Annotated in this window: 14 protein-coding genes; 9 read left to right on the forward strand and 5 right to left on the reverse strand. The window is 54.8% G+C overall.

Going from position 1 to position 18,691, the window contains the following annotated elements; genetic code table 11:
* Positions 1-20 precede the first annotated feature (20 nt).
* The 5 genes from ileS (at position 21) to rihC (ending at position 5,850) form a co-directional block, all read left to right on the forward strand.
* Positions 21-2,837, forward strand: a complete 2,817-nt coding sequence (gene ileS / locus ACUW6V_RS13125) for an isoleucine--tRNA ligase (protein WP_080321760.1) — start codon at positions 21-23, stop codon at positions 2,835-2,837.
* Positions 2,837-3,334: a signal peptidase II gene (lspA, locus tag ACUW6V_RS13130; protein WP_007864145.1), complete on the forward strand. Its 498-nt coding sequence runs from the start codon at positions 2,837-2,839 to the stop codon at positions 3,332-3,334. The genes ileS and lspA overlap by 1 nt, the downstream gene beginning before the upstream one ends.
* Before the next feature lie 103 nt (positions 3,335-3,437).
* Positions 3,438-3,908, forward strand: coding sequence for an FKBP-type peptidyl-prolyl cis-trans isomerase (gene fkpB, locus ACUW6V_RS13135; protein WP_004386255.1), 471 nt, complete (start codon positions 3,438-3,440; stop codon positions 3,906-3,908).
* Positions 3,889-4,839, forward strand: coding sequence for a 4-hydroxy-3-methylbut-2-enyl diphosphate reductase (ispH, locus tag ACUW6V_RS13140; RefSeq protein WP_004386254.1), 951 nt, complete (start codon positions 3,889-3,891; stop codon positions 4,837-4,839). The genes fkpB and ispH overlap by 20 nt, the downstream gene beginning before the upstream one ends.
* Before the next feature lie 93 nt (positions 4,840-4,932).
* A complete protein-coding gene (gene rihC / locus ACUW6V_RS13145; RefSeq protein ID WP_110809344.1) occupies positions 4,933-5,850 on the forward strand; it encodes a ribonucleoside hydrolase RihC in 918 nt (305 codons plus the stop codon).
* Here the strand turns inward: rihC and ACUW6V_RS13150 are convergent.
* Complete coding sequence (locus ACUW6V_RS13150) at positions 5,847-6,743, reverse strand: LysR family transcriptional regulator (protein WP_454038456.1); 897 nt, start codon at positions 6,741-6,743, stop codon at positions 5,847-5,849. The genes rihC and ACUW6V_RS13150 overlap by 4 nt on opposite strands.
* Positions 6,744-6,837: 94 nt before the next feature.
* Here ACUW6V_RS13150 and ACUW6V_RS13155 point away from each other — a divergent pair, with 94 nt between their 5' ends.
* Positions 6,838-7,470 (forward strand): alanyl-tRNA editing protein, encoded by a 633-nt coding sequence (locus tag ACUW6V_RS13155; RefSeq protein ID WP_454038457.1) that lies wholly within the window; start codon positions 6,838-6,840, stop codon positions 7,468-7,470.
* 116 nt (positions 7,471-7,586) lie between these two features.
* Here ACUW6V_RS13155 and ACUW6V_RS13160 read toward each other — a convergent pair whose 3' ends face one another.
* The 3 genes from ACUW6V_RS13160 to ACUW6V_RS13170 are packed head-to-tail and all read right to left on the reverse strand — an operon-like array spanning position 7,587 to position 13,967.
* On the reverse strand, positions 7,587-9,335 hold the full coding sequence (locus ACUW6V_RS13160; protein WP_367908609.1) for a class I mannose-6-phosphate isomerase: 1,749 nt from the start codon (positions 9,333-9,335) through the stop codon (positions 7,587-7,589).
* On the reverse strand, positions 9,328-11,991 hold the full coding sequence (locus ACUW6V_RS13165; RefSeq protein WP_454038458.1) for a glycoside hydrolase family 38 N-terminal domain-containing protein: 2,664 nt from the start codon (positions 11,989-11,991) through the stop codon (positions 9,328-9,330). The genes ACUW6V_RS13160 and ACUW6V_RS13165 overlap by 8 nt, the downstream gene beginning before the upstream one ends.
* Before the next feature lie 17 nt (positions 11,992-12,008).
* Entirely contained in the window at positions 12,009-13,967 is a 1,959-nt protein-coding gene (locus ACUW6V_RS13170; RefSeq protein WP_454038459.1) for a fructose-specific PTS transporter subunit EIIC, read from the reverse strand.
* A gap of 409 nt (positions 13,968-14,376) precedes the next feature.
* Between ACUW6V_RS13170 and ACUW6V_RS13175 the strand changes: the two genes are divergently transcribed.
* Positions 14,377-15,120, forward strand: a complete 744-nt coding sequence (locus ACUW6V_RS13175) for an oligogalacturonate-specific porin KdgM family protein (protein ID WP_071601447.1) — start codon at positions 14,377-14,379, stop codon at positions 15,118-15,120.
* A gap of 12 nt (positions 15,121-15,132) precedes the next feature.
* Here ACUW6V_RS13175 and ACUW6V_RS13180 read toward each other — a convergent pair whose 3' ends face one another.
* Positions 15,133-15,792 carry a MurR/RpiR family transcriptional regulator gene (locus ACUW6V_RS13180; protein WP_007847143.1) on the reverse strand — a complete coding sequence of 220 codons (660 nt, stop codon included), beginning with the start codon at positions 15,790-15,792 and terminating at the stop codon, positions 15,133-15,135.
* A 449-nt stretch (positions 15,793-16,241) separates the two neighbouring features.
* On the opposite strand from ACUW6V_RS13180, the gene dapB reads away from it, so the two are divergent.
* A complete protein-coding gene (gene dapB / locus ACUW6V_RS13185; protein WP_004386246.1) occupies positions 16,242-17,063 on the forward strand; it encodes a 4-hydroxy-tetrahydrodipicolinate reductase in 822 nt (273 codons plus the stop codon).
* Positions 17,064-17,530: 467 nt separating this feature from the next.
* The gene (gene carA, locus ACUW6V_RS13190; protein ID WP_004386245.1) at positions 17,531-18,679 is read left to right on the forward strand and encodes a glutamine-hydrolyzing carbamoyl-phosphate synthase small subunit; all 1,149 of its coding nucleotides are present in this window, start codon (positions 17,531-17,533) and stop codon (positions 18,677-18,679) included.
* The last annotated feature ends 12 nt before the right edge of the window (positions 18,680-18,691 follow it).

Here is an 18,691-nt window from a genome sequence, read left to right on the forward strand (position 1 = left end):
AATACGGAACCGAGAATCTGATGAGTGACTATAAATCAACCCTGAATTTGCCGGAAACAGGGTTCCCGATGCGCGGCGATCTCGCCAAGCGCGAACCGGGAATGCTGGCGCGTTGGACCGATGATGACCTTTACGGCATCATCCGTGCAGCCAAAAAAGGCAAAAAAACCTTCATTCTGCATGACGGCCCTCCTTATGCGAATGGCAGCATTCATATTGGTCACTCGGTTAACAAGATTCTGAAAGACATTATCGTGAAGTCCAAAGGGCTTGCCGGTTATGACTCTCCGTACGTGCCGGGCTGGGACTGCCACGGTCTGCCGATCGAACTGAAAGTGGAGCAAGAGTTTGGCAAGCCGGGTGAGAAATTCACCGCGGCCGAATTCCGTGCCAAATGCCGTGAATACGCGGCGACCCAGGTTGACGGCCAGCGTAAAGACTTTATCCGTCTGGGCGTGCTCGGCGACTGGTCGCACCCGTACCTGACCATGGATTTCAAAACCGAAGCCAACATCATTCGCGCGCTCGGTAAAATCATCGGCAACGGCCACCTGCACAAAGGCGCGAAGCCGGTGCACTGGTGCGTCGACTGCCGCTCTGCGCTCGCCGAGGCGGAAGTGGAGTATTACGACAAAACGTCGCCTTCTATTGATGTTGCCTTTAACGCGGTAGACGCGGCGGCGGTCGCGGCGAAGTTTGGCGCGCAGAACGTCAACGGCCCGGTATCGCTGGTTATCTGGACCACCACGCCGTGGACGCTGCCGGCGAACCGCGCTATCTCTCTGCACGCTGAAATCGACTATGTGCTGGTGCAGATCGAAGGCCAGGCGCTGATCGTGGCGAAAGACCTGCTTGAGAGCGTGATGAAGCGCATCAACGTCGCCGATTACACCGTGCTTGGCGAAACCAAAGGCGCGCAGCTTGAGCTGATGCGCTTTACGCACCCTTTCATGGGCTTTGACGTTCCGGCTATTCTCGGCGAGCACGTGACGCTTGATGCCGGTACCGGTGCGGTGCATACCGCAGGCGGCCACGGCCCGGACGACTACACCATCAGCCAGAAATATGGTCTGGAGATTGCCAATCCAGTCGGCCCTGACGGCACCTATCTGCCGGGCACGTATCCGGGGCTGGATGGCGTTAACGTCTTCAAAGCGAACGATCAGATTGTTGAACTGCTGCGTGAAAAAGGCGCGCTGCTGAACGTCGCGAAGCTGCTGCACAGCTATCCGTGCTGCTGGCGTCATAAAACGCCGATCATCTTCCGCGCCACGCCGCAGTGGTTCGTCAGCATGGATCAAAAAGGCCTGCGCGCGCAGTCGCTCAAAGAGATCAAAGGTGTGCAGTGGATCCCGGATTGGGGTCAGGCGCGTATCGAGTCGATGGTCGCCAACCGCCCGGACTGGTGTATCTCCCGTCAGCGCACCTGGGGCGTGCCGATGTCCCTGTTCGTCCATAAAGAGACGCAGGAGCTGCATCCGCGCACGCTGGAGCTGATGGAAGAAGTGGCAAAACGCGTTGAGCAGGACGGCATTCAGGCGTGGTGGGATCTCGACCCGCGCGACATCATGGGCGATGACGCCGATGTCTATGAAAAAGTGCCGGATACGCTGGATGTATGGTTCGACTCCGGCTCTACCCACTCATCTGTGGTTGACGTGCGCCCGGAATTCGCAGGCCATGCGGCGGATATGTATCTCGAAGGCTCTGACCAGCATCGCGGCTGGTTTATGTCCTCGCTGATGATCTCCACCGCGATGAAAGGCAAAGCGCCATATCGCCAGGTACTGACCCACGGTTTCACCGTTGACGGCCAGGGCCGCAAGATGTCGAAATCCATCGGCAATACGGTCTCTCCGCAGGATGTGATGAACAAACTGGGCGCGGATATTCTGCGTCTGTGGGTGGCATCCACCGACTACACCGGCGAGATGGCGGTCTCTGACGAGATCTTAAAACGCGCCGCCGATGCGTATCGCCGTATCCGTAACACCGCGCGCTTCCTGCTGGCGAACCTGAACGGTTTCGATCCGGCGAAAGACATGGTGAAACCGGAAGAGATGGTCGTGCTGGATCGCTGGGCGGTCGGCTGCGCGAAAGCCGCGCAGGACGATATCGTCAAAGCGTATGAAGCGTACGATTTCCACGAAGTGGTGCAGCGCCTGATGCGTTTCTGCTCTATCGAAATGGGCTCGTTCTATCTCGATATCATCAAAGATCGTCAGTACACCGCGAAAGCTGACAGCGTGGCGCGCCGCAGCTGCCAGACCGCGCTTTATCACATCAGTGAAGCGCTGGTGCGCTGGATGGCGCCGATCCTCTCCTTCACTGCAGATGAAGTGTGGGGCTACCTGCCAGGCGAGCGTGAGAAGTATGTCTTTACCGGTGAGTGGTACGACGGCCTGTTTGGCCTTGCCGATACCGAAGCGATGAACGACGCTTACTGGGACGCGCTGCTGAAAGTGCGCGGCGAAGTGAACAAGGTGATTGAGCAGGCGCGTGCCGATAAGAAAGTCGGCGGCTCGCTGGAAGCGGCGGTTACCCTGTACGCGGAGCCGGAGCTGGCGGCGAAACTCACCGCGCTTGGCGAGGAATTGCGATTTGTCCTGTTGACCTCGCAGGCGAAGGTTGAGGATTATGCCAGCGCTGCCGCGGATGCCCAGCAGAGCGAACTGCTCAAAGGGCTGAAAGTGGCGCTCGCAAAAGCCGAAGGGGAGAAGTGCCCGCGCTGCTGGCACTACACCACCGATATCGGCAAGGTGGCGGAACACGCAGAAATCTGCGGTCGCTGTGTCAGCAACGTCGCCGGTGACGGCGAAAAACGTAAGTTTGCCTGATGAGTAAACCGATTCTTTCAACCGGTCTGCGCTGGCTGTGGCTGGTGGTGGTCGTGCTGATTGTCGATCTGGGTAGCAAGGCGTTAATCCTCCAGCATTTCGCGCTGGGGGAAACCGTCTCGCTGTTCCCGTCGCTCAATCTGCATTATGCGCGCAACTACGGCGCGGCGTTCAGCTTCCTCGCGGACAAAGGCGGCTGGCAGCGCTGGTTCTTCGCCGGTATCGCTATCGGTATCTGCGTGCTGCTGGTGGTCATGATGTATCGCGCGAAGGCGAGTCAGAAGCTCAACAACATTGCTTACGCGCTAATTATTGGCGGCGCGCTGGGCAATCTGTTTGACCGTCTGTGGCACGGCTTCGTGGTCGATATGATCGACTTCTATGTCGGCGACTGGCACTTCGCGACGTTCAATCTGGCCGATACCGCCATTTGTATCGGCGCGGCGTTAGTGGTGCTGGAAGGCTTCCTGCCTTCTAAACAGAAAGCCACGGCGTAACCTCTGGCCGGGCGGTGTTTCGCTTCCCGGCCCACAGAATGTGCGGCCGTCTGTTTTCCCGATACCGGGCAGACAGACGACCCAAAATAAGTGAGCAACCTGCATGTCTACATCCATACAGAGCAACAGCGCGGTGCTTGTGCACTTTACGCTGAAGCTTGAAGACGGCTCCACGGCGGAGTCCAGCCGCAACAGCGGCAAACCCGCGCTGTTTCGCCTGGGCGACGGCTCGCTGTCGCAGGGCCTGGAGCGCGAGTTGCTCGGCCTGCACGCTGGCGACAAAAAAGCGTTTACGCTCCTGCCGGAAGACGCGTTCGGTACGCCAAGCCCGGATCTCATCCAGTACTTCTCCCGCCGCGAGTTTATCGACGCGGGCGAGCCGGATATCGGGGCTATCATGCTCTTTACCGCAATGGACGGCAGCGAAATGCCGGGCGTCATCCGTGAAATTAACGGCGACTCCATCACGGTGGATTTCAACCATCCGCTCGCCGGGCATACCCTTCATTTTGATATAGACGTGCTGGAGATCGATCCGGCGCTGGAGAGTTCTGATGCAGATCCTGTTGGCTAACCCGCGCGGCTTCTGCGCAGGCGTGGACCGCGCTATCAGCATTGTGGAAAACGCGCTGGCGATTTACGGCGCGCCTATCTACGTTCGCCATGAAGTGGTCCATAACCGTTACGTGGTGGACAGCCTGCGCGAGCGCGGCGCGATTTTTATCGAGCAAATCAGCGAAGTGCCGGATGGCGCGATCCTGATTTTCTCCGCCCACGGCGTTTCTCAGGCGGTACGCAACGAAGCGAAAAGCCGCGATCTGACGGTGTTTGACGCCACCTGCCCGCTGGTGACCAAAGTGCATATGGAAGTGGCGCGATCCAGCCGCCGCGGTGAAGAAGCCATTCTTATCGGCCACGCCGGGCACCCGGAAGTGGAAGGCACGATGGGCCAGTACAGCAACCCGGAAGGGGGCATGTACCTGGTGGAGTCGCCGGAAGATGTCTGGAAAATTACCGTGAAGGATGAGAATAACCTCTCCTTTATGACCCAGACGACGCTGTCGGTGGACGACACTTCCGAAGTGATCGACGCGCTGCGCAGCCGTTTCCCGAAAATCGTCGGGCCGCGTAAAGACGATATCTGCTACGCCACCACCAACCGTCAGGAAGCGGTGCGTGCGCTGGCGGAGCAGGCGGACGTCGTGTTGGTGGTGGGCTCGAAAAACTCCTCTAACTCCAACCGTCTGGCGGAGCTGGCACAGCGCATGGGCAAAACGGCGTATCTTATCGACGACGCCAACGACATTCAGGAAGCCTGGGTGCAGAACGCCGCCTGTGTCGGCGTGACCGCGGGCGCCTCGGCACCGGATGTCCTGGTGCAGAACGTCATTACGCGCCTCAAAGCGCTTGGCGGCAGCGACGCCCACGAACTGACCGGTCGCGAAGAAAACATCGTTTTCGAAGTGCCGAAGGAGCTGCGCATCGACGCGCGCGAAGTGCAGTAATTCTTTACGCGCGTACCAGAACAGCATGCCGGACGGTGAAGATCGTCCGGCATTTTTTTATCCTGACGGCAGGCCAGACAATAAGGAACGCCCATGACAAAAACGCCGATTATTCTTGATACCGATCCCGGTATTGACGATGCCGTGGCTATCGCCGCCGCGCTGTTTTCACCAGAGCTTGATTTACAGCTCATCACTACCGTCGCAGGCAATGTGTCCGTCGAGAAAACCACACGCAACGCGCTGCAACTGCTGCATTTCTGGAATGCTGATGTGCCGGTGGCGCAGGGTGCCGCCACGCCGCTGGTGCGCCCGCTGCGCGATGCCGCGTCGGTGCATGGCGAATCGGGGATGGAAGGCTACGAATTTGTCGAACACGACCGGCTGGCGCTCGACGTTCCGGCGTTTCAGGCGATTTACGAACAGCTCACGGCAGCTACGGAGCCGCTGACGCTCGTCACCATCGGGCCGCTGACCAATATCGCGCTGCTGCTGACGCACTATCCGGCATATAAAGCGAAAATCAAACGGCTGGTGATGATGGGCGGTTCGGCAGGGCGCGGTAACTTTACTCCCAACGCCGAGTTTAATATTGCTATCGATCCTGAGGCCGCCGCACGGGTGTTTGACAGTGGCATTGAGATTGTGATGTGCGGGCTGGATGTGACCAATCAGGCCGTGCTGACGCCTGATTATCTCGCGGCGTTGCCCTCGCTTAACCGCACCGGGAAAATGCTGCATGCGCTGTTCAGCCATTACCGCAGTGGCAGTATGACGACGGGCCTGCGTATGCACGATCTGTGCGCCATTGCCTGGCTGGTTAAGCCTGAGCTGTTTACGCTCAAACCCTGTTTCGTGGCGGTAGAGACGCGTGGCGACTACACGGCGGGCACTACGGTGGTGGATATTGAAGGCAAGTTAAACCGGCCTGCGAACGCGCAGGTCGCGCTCGGTATCGACGTGGCTGCGTTTCGCGACTGGGTTGCACAAACGCTCACGCTTGCGCCTTAACTGAGCTTTTCCGTCAGGTAGTCGATGAGCCCCCGGATTTTGGCAGGCATATGACGGCTCGTGGACCACAGCAGCCAGAGCCTGCCGGAATAGCTGCTGATAAATTCCCACTCCTGCAGCACCTGCACTATCTCGCCTGCCGCCAGCGCGTCGCTGGCGGTAAAACGCGGCAGGCTGCCGATCCCAAGATGACGCTTCACGGCATCAAGACGCACGCCGGTATGGTTGGCGGCATAACGCCCGTGCGTTTGCACCACCACGCTTTTCCCGTCGCGACGAAACTTCCAACGTGCGTCCGCCGCCGTTTCACCCAGGCTGATGCAGCTGTGATGACGTAATGCCTGCGGCGTTTCCGGCGTGCCGTGACGCGCCAGATAGTCCGGCGTGGCGCACAACAGGTGCTCTATTGGCATCAGCGGTTTGCCGTACAGGCCGGGAGACGGGGAATCGGTAATACGCAGCGCCAGATCCACCTCATCATCGATCAAATCCATATACCGGTCTTCCAGGCGCAGGCAGATATCCACCTGCGGGTAGCGCGTCAGAAACTCTTCCATTAGCGGGTGGATCACAAAACGGCCCACCGCTTTCGGCACGCCAAGCGTCACACGCCCCTGTGGTGCCTGTGATGCCGTGCCGCCCCGGGCCATCACGTCACGGGCGGCGTCCATCATGCTGGCGGCGCGCTGAAACACGCCGTTGCCCGCCTCGCTGAGGCGCAGTTTGCGTGTGGTGCGCACCAGCAGCTTGCAGCCCAGCTCGCGCTCCAGACGAGAGACGCTGCGGCTGACGGAAGAGGGCGTACTGCCAAGTTTTCGCGCGGCGGCGGAGAAACTGCCGCTCTCCACCACCTGCACGAAAACGGCGATGTCGGGCAGAAGGGCTAAATTCATATTTGTGCGCCTGATGCAAAGGTTCGTTGTCGCAAGGCAGGATTATCGCTGCAGGAATAATAAATATACTGTGTGATGAACCCGGAGGACAACGATGACACACAGAGAGTACTACCTGAGCGATGCGCTGCAGGGTGAAGCAAACGTACTGCGCTGCGAACAAAATGCGCAGGGCGAGTATGAAGTGGAGCTGGATACAACGCTGTTTCACCCGCAGGGCGGCGGGCAGCCCTCAGACACCGGCACGATAAACGGCGTGCCGGTGCTGCGCGTCGAAAACCGCGGCGAAACGGTGATTCATCTGCTGGCGCAGCCGCTGGGGACCAGCCCCGTCACGCTCGTGGTCGATGACACGTTGCGTCACCGCCATACCCGCTGGCACTCTGCGGGCCACCTGATTGGCTATGCCGGTGAGCAGCTCGGCTGGCAGCCCGTGAAAGCGCACCACTGGCCTGGCGAAGGCAAAATTACGTTTGCCCCGGCGCAGGCGTCAGACGTGCCGGACGCCAATGCGTTAAGCGAGATGATCGCCGCGTGGGTTGCCGCCGATTTGCCGCGCTATGTCGATTTCGTGGACGGGCGGCGGCAGGTGCGCTTTGGCGAACTGCCCGTCTACGGCTGCGGCGGCACGCATGTGGCGTCGCTCTCGCAGGTCGGTGAGGTGACGCTCACCAGCATTAAAGTAAAGAAAGGCCAGCTGCTGGTGGCTTACCAGTTGGCAGAGTAAGCCTCGCGGCAGGTCAACGCGCCTGCCGTTTCTTCCTCTGTCGCCTGACAAGCATCCGCCAGGGGTTCCGTTTCAGCCAGGCTGAACGCCTGGCTGAAACACGTGCGCGAAGCGCGTCATCCTCTCACCCAGGCTTTTATCGTCGCCAGTTGCTGCCCGATCCCTTTGCCAAAGGGAGAGATGCGGTAGGCACCTACTGCCGCCGGGACGATAAAGGTTTCGGCGTAATGCACCACGAACGGCTCAAACATGCCATTGGGGCTCTCCACTAACGCTTCGGCACCCTCGACGAGATTAAGCACGTTAACGGTGCCATGGGTATGATGCAGTACCGGTTTATCAAACCAGTGTCTCCGGGTTTCGATAAACTCGCGCTCATGCAGGCCAGTACGCTCTTCTCGCCAGCCGTCGCCGCCAGCGCGAGGTTCAGCCTGGTTCACCAGATGGCGGCGCACCCATTGTGTATCCCTTTCCCAGTCGATCACCTGCGCCCCGTGCTCAAGATGTACGGGGCGGGGAAGGCCATCCATACCGAGGCGTCCCCAGTCCCAGAGTTTGAAGGTAAAAATATACGGCGTGGCGCTTATCTCAAGCACCATCGTTCCCGCGCCAGCGCCATGTACCGTTCCTGCCGGGATCAGGAAATGATCGTGTTTATGGGCGGGGATCGGGTTAACGAACCGGGCATCGTCAAAGGCTTTCTCTCCACGCGCGGCGCGTCTGAGTGCATCAACCATCTGCACAGGCTGCGTCCCGGTCTGGACGCCGAGATAAACCACTGCGTCCGGTTCCGCATCAAGAATGTAGTAGCTTTCATCCTGGGTGTAATGCATCCCGAACTGCTGCTGAATATAGTCCGTCACCGGATGAACCTGGAGGCTGAGATTCTGGCCGCCGATGGTATCCAGCATGTCAAAGCGAATCGGAAACTCAGCACCGAAGCGCGCATGAACGTTATCACCGAGCAAAGGCCGTGGGTAAAGCAGCACCAGATCCTGTGCCGGAATTTCTGTTCGCACCGTGCCAAAACGCAGGAACAGGCTGTTTTCTTCTGGCACGCAGTCAAAGCACCAGGCGTAATTGGGCATGGATGGATCGAGATCAAATGTGCGCTTCATCCACTGTCCGCCCCAGACGCCGGGGTCAAAAAACGGCACTACCCGGAAAGGCCGCGTTGTCAGTTGCTCCAGGCCTGCGCGGAACGCGTAACCGCTGACGATGGCGGGTTGATTCGCAAGCGTGGTATCTAACAGAAAATCGGCGCGTTTTAGCAGTGGCGTTTTGTGGCGATCGAAGACACGCCATTCGATAAAGTAAGCACGCTTGTAGCGGCGAAGCATATCTTCGTGCTGGTTATCCGCGCCCCAGTTGCCAAGCTCGCCCCGGCGCATACGCTGCTGGATCTCCCAGCGCGGCATATCTGCATAGATCAGCATATCGCCGTCATGTACCAGCGCCGCGCCAGAGCCATAGACAATAACCAAGCCTGTACTTATTGCATCGACCCGTTCCCGCAGTGCAGTGAGTTTCGCCTCATCAAAAAAGTCAGTGAGCTGGTGGCAGGAGATTACGCCGAAAACGCGATCGTTCGTAAGGTTGTAAGCCAGTAAAGACTGAAGTTCCCGCTCATCGCGGCGCGCGGTTTCCACGTTGAGAACCAGGGTTGCATTGAGGCCAGGGAAAAAGCGCTCCGCCAGCTCTTCAAGACGCACCCCGGGGTAACAGTCGATAACCAGTACCGTTTTCTCAGCGGGCGGGAGCCGTTCGCGCACTTTTTTCACTACTGCTGGCCAGCCCTGCGCGGCGTGGTTCGCATAACCGGAAACTGCAACTTCCGGAAATTTGTCATACGACGCGCTACTCATGGCTGTGATCCTGCATAAGGTGTATGGCCAGCGTCAGATAGTCTTTCGCGGCGATAGTCGGGTTGTCTTTCACCGTTTCCTGAATTTCTTCCAGCAGTGACAGCCGATAAATTCTGCAGGTAAAAGGAGAAGCGAGCTCGACGGTTTGCGGCGTGTCGCCAGGGTTGAACAACCTGATGATAACGGTGTGTTCGCCATCGCCGGGCTTACACATGCTCATCTGAATGGCTGGATTATTCTGTGTGAGCCAGGTGAAAGCCGGGGCGAGGCCTTTTTCCGGTAGCGGGATAGTGAAACGCTCCAGGCGTTCTTCAAAGGTATTGAGCTGTTGCAATTGATAGCTCAGATAGTGCTCACGATACTGTTTGCACGCCTTAAATAAGGCGGCATCATCGATTCCGCTATCCATCATCAGCGCATAATCAAACGTCATCGGCTGCAGCATTTGAGCATCCGGTGTGTCGACGATTTTATTATTGATGCCTGACGCCCGGCCAGGGCGCCACGGCGTATCGTCTTTCCCAAGCAAGCCGACGCTTCGAAATAACGTCAGCGCCAGTACGTCTTCGTCCGGTAAAACTTCATACTCTTTGATGCCTTTAGTGATTGCCGCGAAGAGATGGTTGTCATCGCGTAACGCCACGCAGTTTTCCAGGGTGTAAACAGGCACGGGTTTCTCAACAAAACCTTGCTCTCGCCAGCCGTTTACGTAACGGCTCCGGGTCTCGCGACGCAGTAAGGCGTAGCCTTGATCGGCAAAGGCGTAATCGGGGGCTTTCACCGGTGTTCTGATATGCACGCGAAGACGATGGTCATGAGCCTCGTTGACCAGATGATGCTGCACACGCACATAGTTTTCATGCTGGCGGAGTTCCAGCGTCGTTTGGATGGTCATGGGCTGTGTCGGTGCTGCATTCCGTCGTTGCTGCATATCTTTGGGCAGCACAAGCGTGGTTTCCAGCGTCATGCGCGACACCATCGGGCTCGTTTCGCAGGCTATAAGCGTAAAGGTGCTGACGCTTACAGGCTGCTCATGCTCCACAGGCGCAAAATCGAATTCATCGCCATCATCTCCGCAGTCAACGAAGGTCAGAAGATTGTCGATACGTTGGCCGGTACCGCGGTTTTCCAGCGAGAGTACGCCCTGCTGAAGTGAGATTCGCAAGCGTGCATTTTCGATGGTCTCGTCGTGGCTCAGGGTCAGTGACGGGCTCGCCGTTTGTTCATCAATGAGCCATGTCTGATAACCCAGCCCGTGAAGGCCATCAGCCCTGAAAAGAATAACGCTGCGATAATAGCCTTCCACCGTTTCCAGCTTTTCGCCCTGCGCGGTCACAATGACCTGCTGGCCGCCATCCAGTCTTCGTTGTTCCAGTACCGTACAGGCGACGGGTTTGCCACCACGTCGCAGCGAAACCTGTTTATCTTTCGTGAACACAACAGCCTGAACCAGGCTATCCAGCGGGCTGATATCACTGTTAAAAACCACCAGAATATTGCGTTGCTCGGACTGCAGACTAATGGCGTGGCTGATTTTCTTTTTCAGCAGATTAATCAGGCTCAGCGCAGAGCGCTCCACGCTGATGAGCCGCTGTTTAATGTTCTGATTGACCGGGTCGGCATTGGTCGCCTCAATACCGTTATGAGCATGTGCGCAAAACAGGGTTTTCCAGAGCGAGGCCATTAACGGTTGCGGCCAGTGAATACCCAGTAATGAAGCCATAACGGTGAGCGGTTCAAGCTTATCGATCAGCAGATGCTCGGTTTCCCAGGTCTGGCGTTTAATGTCATAACGCGTTGAGTGGCAGGTTCGGTGAATGCGGGATTTCTGACAGGCGAACAGCTCCCCCTCAATCACGTGGGTAAATTCACCGTCACGCCAGGTTTCACGCATATAGCTCTCATAGTCAGACATAACGAACTGATAAGACAATCCGCGCAGGTTTAAGGCGTTTACCGTTTGCGGATACTGGGCGTTAGGCAACACCTGATCGCCGCCACAGGGTAAGAGCAGCTTATCGGTATGGCGGTTCATCACGCTCAACTGTTCAAGAATAGGCAGGAGGCGGTGCTGTAAATAATCAGGTTCAGCGGACAAAAACTTACCAGGCCCGTAACCATAATAGAGATAGTTGGTGGCGATTGATTTCTGGTTTGGTGCCCGCCAGTAAAAATTGAGATCGCCACGAAGCTGATCCGTATAAATCCCTCTTTGCAGAACGCAGAAATCGATACCGGCGTCCGTAAAAAAGGCGGGCAACCAGGCATGCTGGCCGAAAATATCCGGTAAATAACCAACATTCATTGAATGGCCAAACTGTGTCGCGGTGCGAATGCCGTACTGCAAATTACGGATCAGTGATTCCGTGCGTATCAGCAACGAGTCGCATTGTGTATACCAGGGGCCCACAAAAAGCCGCCGCTGACGTATTAACGCATGAATGCGCGATGCATTTTCCGGGCGTTCTTTGAGGTAGTCATCGAGCACGATCGCCAGGCCGTCAAACGTATAGCTTGGAAAATCCGCATCTTTTTCCAGCAGATCCAGCAAATAATCTATATTCTCGACCAGCAGAATATGTGAGTCCTCGCAGGTAAAATACCATTCAGCGTCCCAATGGCAGTGGGGAACGACATACACCTTTTTTTTGACCATTAGAAACAACCTCCCTGTCAGTTCAGCTTAAGCTTGCCTGTGGTTATCAGGTAATAGCGGACAAAAACGTTAGCAAAAGCGATAAACGCAACGCCGAGAAACATCCCAAAGAGATAAGCGGGAAGATTTTGCACCAGTGGCCAACCCCAGATGGCAGGCAGCGGGAACCACTGCACTGAGCCTAAGGTAATGGCCGTCACTGCACCGATAATGGCGCCTGTAATGTTAATCGAGATGGTAATCACCGGATTTCTGAGCATAAAAGGGATAGCGCCTTCGCCGATCGCCAGGAACCCGAGGATTAGCGAGGTAGTGCCGGTGACACGTTGGTTTTCGTCAAACACCCGCCGCCTGACGAGGAAACGATCGATAACCGTTGCAAGGCCCAGGCCAATAGGGGGAATAACGATTCCCAGCACGCGCGCTGTCAGCGGGAAAATATGGTCAGCCGCCAGCCCGATGGCGATGGCACCTGCGGATTTATTCACAGGCCCACCTAAATCAAAGGCGGTCAGCGCGGCGATAATGACAGCCAGCATTAACGCGCTGGAGGCACCGTGCTCGGTAATAAACTGCTGAAGAAATTTATTGATGCCGCCAAAAACCGGATCGACAAAATAGAAGTTGATAAAGAAGATCGCGAGGACCGATAAACCCGGCACGATCAACATCGGCTTCATGGCCTGTAAGTGCTTATGCAGGCGGATATGTTGATTCAGAAAGTTGGCGATGAACCCGGCAAGCGCGCCCAGAATAAGAGCGCCGAGAAAGCCGGAAGGAATGCCGCCGTTAACCGCCCAGAAGGTGTAATGCAGCCCGCCGGCAAAGGCACCGCCAACGAAACCGGGCACCAGGCCTGGTCGGTCGGCAATGCTCCATGCCATATAGGCGGCAAAGATCGGGTACATAAACTTCATGATCATGTTGCCGTAGAGCGTCAGGTAATGGCACATGACCAGCATTGTGTTGTGTTCGGTCGCGTAACGCGCGTTGCCGATATCGGTGACGCCCAGCATGCTGGCGGCTAACTGGCCGAAGCCCATCATCAACCCTGCCGCGACGATAACCGGGATCATATAGGAAATACCGCTGGAGATGCCCTGATAGAGCTGACTGCCAAAAGATCGTTTATGCGCTGGGGTTGGGCTTTCCGTGGCGTTTGATTCATTGACGATACCGTCAGGGTTGATGAGTACGCGCTCAATTAACCCCGCCGCGTCTTTCAGCGGCTCAGAAACGGAGGTTGCGATGAATGGCTTGCCGTTGAAGCGTGCTTTGCCTTTAGGGGGCAGCGCAGCGGCAAAAATGACGCCGCTTGCCTCGCGGATTTGCGTTTCATTTACCTCATCTTCAATACCGTTCGCGCCCTGTTTTTCGCTATAAACCCGGATACCGTGCGCGGCGCCTGCTTTTTCCAGCGCCTCTGCGGCCATGTAGGTATGCGCGATACCGGTAGAGCATGAGGTGATGACAATCAAACTTTGCCCGCTGGCGTTAATGAGCGTTTTTTCGCCAGCAGATTCATGCGCATCCAGCAGGGCGAGAAAGGCGTCCACGGTAGGTGCTGCTTTAAGCGCGCTGACATTATCTTCATCCATCAGTGCCAGGCTTAATGTCGAAAGCAGGCGCAGGTGCCCGTCATCATCGCCAAGCGGCACCGCAAGTAAAAAGACCAGAGAGACCTTTTCCTCGCCCTCAATGGTGGGCCAGTCATCAACAGGCTGTGTGAGCCGGACGGCGGCAAAGGCAGGCTGCTTTACGACGGGCGATTTGCCGTGCGGGATGGCGATACCTTGTTCAAAGCCTGTTTCAGAAATGTTTTCCCGCTCCCATACAGCACGGAGAAACGCTGCTTGATCGGAGACTTTCCCTTCCTGGTATAAAAGCATGGAGAGATTCTCCAGAATGGATTTACGGGTATTCCATTCCTTATCGAGGAGAATCAAATTAGGGGAAGTCACGCCGCTTAACACCATAAATCCTCCCTGAAAATCAGAGTTGTCGACAGGTTAATCGAGATCAGGCCTTATAAATGCGACGGATTGCTCATATATCGGCGCAGTGCGTTCACTGAGCTAATAAATAACAGTGTGCGACACAAGTATGAGGCTGAAAAATGTGGTCTACGTTTAGCGATTCTTCTTAAAACAACCGCTAATGGTTTTAATGAATGCTGTAACGGCGCGCACTACGATAAATCGGAGTAAAGTGCTTCCGATTCAAACTGCCAGCCATCATTAAGCAATCACGATAATTAGAGCGCAGATACAACACCGCTGTCATTTGTATGGTGATACAACAAATGTATCAGAAAATAGTGTTCACCTTGTGGTTGCCAGAGCAATCTGATTACGGATTTTTTTGTGTAACTTTTGGGGAGAGTATATGAATAATCTGTTAAAGGTATGCCTGTGTATTCCTGTTATATATAGTGTGTCGGGGTGGACAGGCACAACCTGGGTAGATGTGCGTGGCGCGCATAATATACGCGCGGATACGAATGAAACGCGTATTAAATTTATGCATCAGGCAACGAATGGCTTCTATTTTTCTGCTGAAGCGACGCAGAGCCATAATGAATCTTTTTTTGGTGATGAAGATAGCCGGGATGGTAAAGAAGATGGCGTGACCGGTGTCTCGCAGGAAATAGAAACGCGGTGGCAATTTCCGCTCGGTAATGGTTATTCCATAGCTCCCGGTCTGACGACCGTTTTCACTAAAACCAATACGCACTATCGTCCTTTTATCCAGGGATGGAAGGCCTTTGACAACGGGATTAATCTCGCTGCTCGTTATCGCTATAATACGGTGAATGATGCTCATAGCGACAGAAAGCTCGACAGCGATGAGTATACCCGTCGTAAATCGCATCAGTTTGATATCTGGATCGCCTATAATATCGGGCGCTTCGGTATGTCCTGGAACCCTCGCTTCCGTTACCAGGATGGCGTCGATCAGGGAACCGGGAGAGACACGTACTGGGAGCACACGCTGGCATTTAGCTATAAAATGGATGATGACTGGACGCCTTATATCGAGCTTGGTTCTCTTGACAAAACCTATGTGGATGACCACGGAACGCATAAAAATGAGTTCGTCGGCCGCTTAGGGATTACTAAAAAGTTATAATTTTTCTGTGTATTATGCATCGGGTGTCGTCAGTAATTTGCATCCGATGCTATCAATAAAATCCAGTATTTTTATTTGCGACTCCCTTTGATAGAGCGATGACGCCTCGTCAGCATCTTCAACAGCCCATGTGCGGGATGCGACCTGAGATAAAGAAGAATTATTACGGGTAATTGCCATGACCCGGATATTTTTACGCTTCGCGTTGCGCGCCATTTCAACAATGGCTTTCGTTTCTCCCGATTTGCTGACCAGTAAGAGCGTGCCTTTATTTATTAACGCCAGTTGATGCACATCCGTTAACATTAAATGAGGAATGCCAGCAATAGATAAGAAACGAGATAAATAGCTCAGGCTGGTCAGTGTTCCGCCCCTGGCATATAAATAGATATGCTGCGCTTGATGTAACTGCTGGCAGAGTTCCGCAATATCTTTCTCCTGCCCGTTTGACATTTTGTCAGACACGTGCGGTTTCGTTTGTAACGGGAGTCCGCATTTATATCGTAATTCGGTATATCCCGAATATCCCATTTTTTTACAGACCCGATTAACCGACGTTGTCGTGGTAAACGTCTGGCTGGCGATCATCTTTGCAGAGATTCCTGATAATCTGTGAATATTGCACAGTATATATTCATAGACAATGCGCTCTGTCCTTGAGAGGTTATTCATTACATGATCCCGTTTTACATTTATAGTGATCCGTGTAAACCCTGTGTATGTTATCAATTTGAAATTAGTAATCGGAAAAAACATCCCTTCTTTTGGAAAGCAATATTAATCGCGCAGACGTATTTTTGTAAAATAATAAATGAGTTTATCTCTGCGGAAGTTAAAAATTCTGGAGCCAGCTCGCGTTAATATGAAACCTGGCGCGAGAAAACCGCAAACAGAGAGACAGGGATTAACACGTAACCCTGAAAAGGCTGTCACTATTTTTCCTCCGTTCACACATAGGCAGTGGCCTGCTGTTTTTCCTGCCCATTATGCCTTTTACTGATATCCCTCCCTGTTTATCATTAAATTCTAATTATCGATGTTTTGGGCTGGCAGCACGACGAAGCGCTGGTTAACCTGAGAACGTTTTATAAGCAATTTTTTAACATATAAAGAGTATAACTATGCAAGAAGCACAGGTCCGCGTCGCGATCGCGGGGGCGAATGGCCGTATGGGACGGCAGTTAATCCAGGCAGCACTTGCGATGGATGGCGTGGCGCTCGGTGCCGCGCTGGTGCGTGAAGGCTCAACGCTGCTCGGCGCTGATGCGGGTGAACTGGCGGGCGCAGGCGCAACCGGCGTCACTCTCAAGAGCAGTCTTGAGGCGGTGAAAGACGATTTCGATGTGCTTATCGATTTTACGCGTCCGGAAGGCACGCTGGCGTACCTGGCGTTCTGCCGCGCGCATAATAAAGGCATGGTGATCGGCACTACCGGATTTGACGATGCCGGTAAAGCGGCCATTCATGAAGCCGGCACGGCGATCCCTGTGGTGTTCGCCGCTAACTTCAGCGTTGGGGTTAACGTGATGCTGAAGTTGCTTGAAAAAGCCGCTCAGGTGATGGGCGACTACACCGATATCGAAATTATTGAAGCGCATCACCGCCATAAAGTGGATGCGCCTTCCGGTACGGCGCTCGCGATGGGCGAGGCCATTGCCGGCGCGCTGAATAAAGATCTGAAAAGCTGCGCGGTCTATGCGCGTGAAGGCTACACCGGCGAGCGCGTGCCCGGCACCATTGGTTTTGCGACCGTACGCGCGGGCGATATTGTCGGTGAGCACACCGCGATGTTCGCCGACATTGGCGAACGCATCGAAATCACCCATAAAGCCTCCAGCCGGATGACATTTGCTAATGGTGCCGTCCGGGCGGCGCTGTGGCTTAAAGCGCAGAAAAAGGGTTTTTTTGATATGCGGGATGTGCTTAATCTGAATGATTTGTGATTATTATTACCCATCGTGATGTAGTTATTACAATCATAAGTTTCTGATTGGAAGGGCAATAATTTATTGCCCTTTTTTGTTTTATTTATTTTTGCGACGTTAGTTGTTAATTTAATCTTAGCTGCTTAAAACAGAGTGTTTTTAACTGTTTTTTCGTTAACGGATTGTGAATTTTGACCGTTTGGTCCATTTTAAAAGCTGTGTTATGCTTAGTTTTTACTTTTCTTGCCGGGCAACCGTTTTCTGCGCTTCGTTTTCTTTGTTTTTTGCCCTTCATTTCCTGTGTTTTCCTCAAAGCCTTCAAAAAAACAATGAAAAGTGCGTTTTCAGGTAGACTTCCCCCTGAGTTATCTCTAGAATGCCGCCGTTTGCCAAAAATTCGCTGTTCAGGCGTTTTTGCGTTGATTTAGCCATACCGGTTGAATTAATATGCAAATAAATTGACTGTTTATTCCCTGGAGGACGTTTTGATTAAGTCAGCGCTGTTGGTTCTGGAAGACGGAACCCAATTCTACGGTCGGGCCATCGGGGCAACAGGTACGGCAGTAGGGGAAGTCGTTTTCAATACTTCAATGACCGGTTATCAAGAAATCCTCACTGATCCTTCCTACTCCCGCCAGATTGTCACTCTCACTTATCCTCATATTGGTAATGTCGGCACTAACGATGCTGACGCTGAATCCTCCCAGGTACACGCGCAGGGCCTTGTAATCCGTGATTTACCGCTGATTGCGAGCAACTACCGCAACACCGAGGATCTCTCTTCTTACCTGAAGCGCCATAACATCGTGGCGATTGCCGATATCGATACCCGCAAGCTGACGCGTCTGCTGCGTGAGAAGGGTGCCCAGAACGGTTGCATCATCGCAGGGGATAATGTCGATGCCGCGCTGGCGCTGGAAAAAGCGAAAGCCTTCCCTGGCCTGAACGGCATGGATCTGGCGAAAGAAGTGACTACGGCGGAAGCTTATAGCTGGACGCAGGGCAGCTGGACGCTCGCAGGCGAACTGCCGGAAGCCAAAAAAGAAGAAGAGCTGCCGTATCACGTGGTGGCGTATGACTACGGCGTGAAGCGCAACATCCTGCGCATGCTGGTGGACAGAGGCTGCCGCCTGACGGTCGTTCCGGCGCAAACCTCCGCCGAAGACGTCCTGAAAATGAACCCGGACGGCGTGTTCCTCTCCAACGGCCCTGGCGACCCGGCACCGTGTGACTACGCCATCGAAGCCATCCAGAAATTCCTCGAAACCGACGTACCGGTCTTCGGCATCTGCCTCGGCCATCAGCTGCTGGCTCTCGCGAGCGGCGCGAAAACCGTGAAGATGAAGTTCGGCCACCACGGCGGCAACCATCCGGTGAAAGATATCGACAACAACCGCGTGATGATCACCGCCCAGAACCACGGTTTTGCGGTGGATGAAGCCTCCATGCCGTCTACGCTGCGCGTGACCCATAAATCCCTGTTCGATAATACGCTCCAGGGGATTCACCGCACCGATAAACCGGCCTTCAGCTTCCAGGGACACCCTGAAGCGAGCCCCGGCCCGCACGATGCCGCGCCGCTGTTTGACCACTTTATCGAATTAATTGAGCAGTACCGTAAGACCGCCAAATAATCGGGAGAAAGA

This window comes from Cronobacter sp. 153480017-3, from assembly GCF_053627815.1.

What these genes read in the sequence shown, in the direction of transcription:
- ACUW6V_RS13150 (WP_454038456.1), bottom strand. Translation starts at nt 6,743, where the DNA reads ATGAATTTAGCCCTTCTGCCCGACATCGCCGTTTTCGTGCAGGTGGTG.
- dapB (WP_004386246.1), top strand. Translation starts at nt 16,242, where the DNA reads ATGCAAGAAGCACAGGTCCGCGTCGCGATCGCGGGGGCGAATGGCCGT.
- rihC (WP_110809344.1), top strand. Translation starts at nt 4,933, where the DNA reads ATGACAAAAACGCCGATTATTCTTGATACCGATCCCGGTATTGACGAT.
- fkpB (WP_004386255.1), top strand. Translation starts at nt 3,438, where the DNA reads ATGTCTACATCCATACAGAGCAACAGCGCGGTGCTTGTGCACTTTACG.
- ACUW6V_RS13155 (WP_454038457.1), top strand. Translation starts at nt 6,838, where the DNA reads ATGACACACAGAGAGTACTACCTGAGCGATGCGCTGCAGGGTGAAGCA.
- ileS (WP_080321760.1), top strand. Translation starts at nt 21, where the DNA reads ATGAGTGACTATAAATCAACCCTGAATTTGCCGGAAACAGGGTTCCCG.
- ACUW6V_RS13165 (WP_454038458.1), bottom strand. Translation starts at nt 11,991, where the DNA reads ATGGTCAAAAAAAAGGTGTATGTCGTTCCCCACTGCCATTGGGACGCT.
- lspA (WP_007864145.1), top strand. Translation starts at nt 2,837, where the DNA reads ATGAGTAAACCGATTCTTTCAACCGGTCTGCGCTGGCTGTGGCTGGTG.
- ispH (WP_004386254.1), top strand. Translation starts at nt 3,889, where the DNA reads ATGCAGATCCTGTTGGCTAACCCGCGCGGCTTCTGCGCAGGCGTGGAC.
- ACUW6V_RS13170 (WP_454038459.1), bottom strand. Translation starts at nt 13,967, where the DNA reads ATGGTGTTAAGCGGCGTGACTTCCCCTAATTTGATTCTCCTCGATAAG.
- ACUW6V_RS13175 (WP_071601447.1), top strand. Translation starts at nt 14,377, where the DNA reads ATGAATAATCTGTTAAAGGTATGCCTGTGTATTCCTGTTATATATAGT.
- ACUW6V_RS13160 (WP_367908609.1), bottom strand. Translation starts at nt 9,335, where the DNA reads ATGAGTAGCGCGTCGTATGACAAATTTCCGGAAGTTGCAGTTTCCGGT.
- ACUW6V_RS13180 (WP_007847143.1), bottom strand. Translation starts at nt 15,792, where the DNA reads ATGAATAACCTCTCAAGGACAGAGCGCATTGTCTATGAATATATACTG.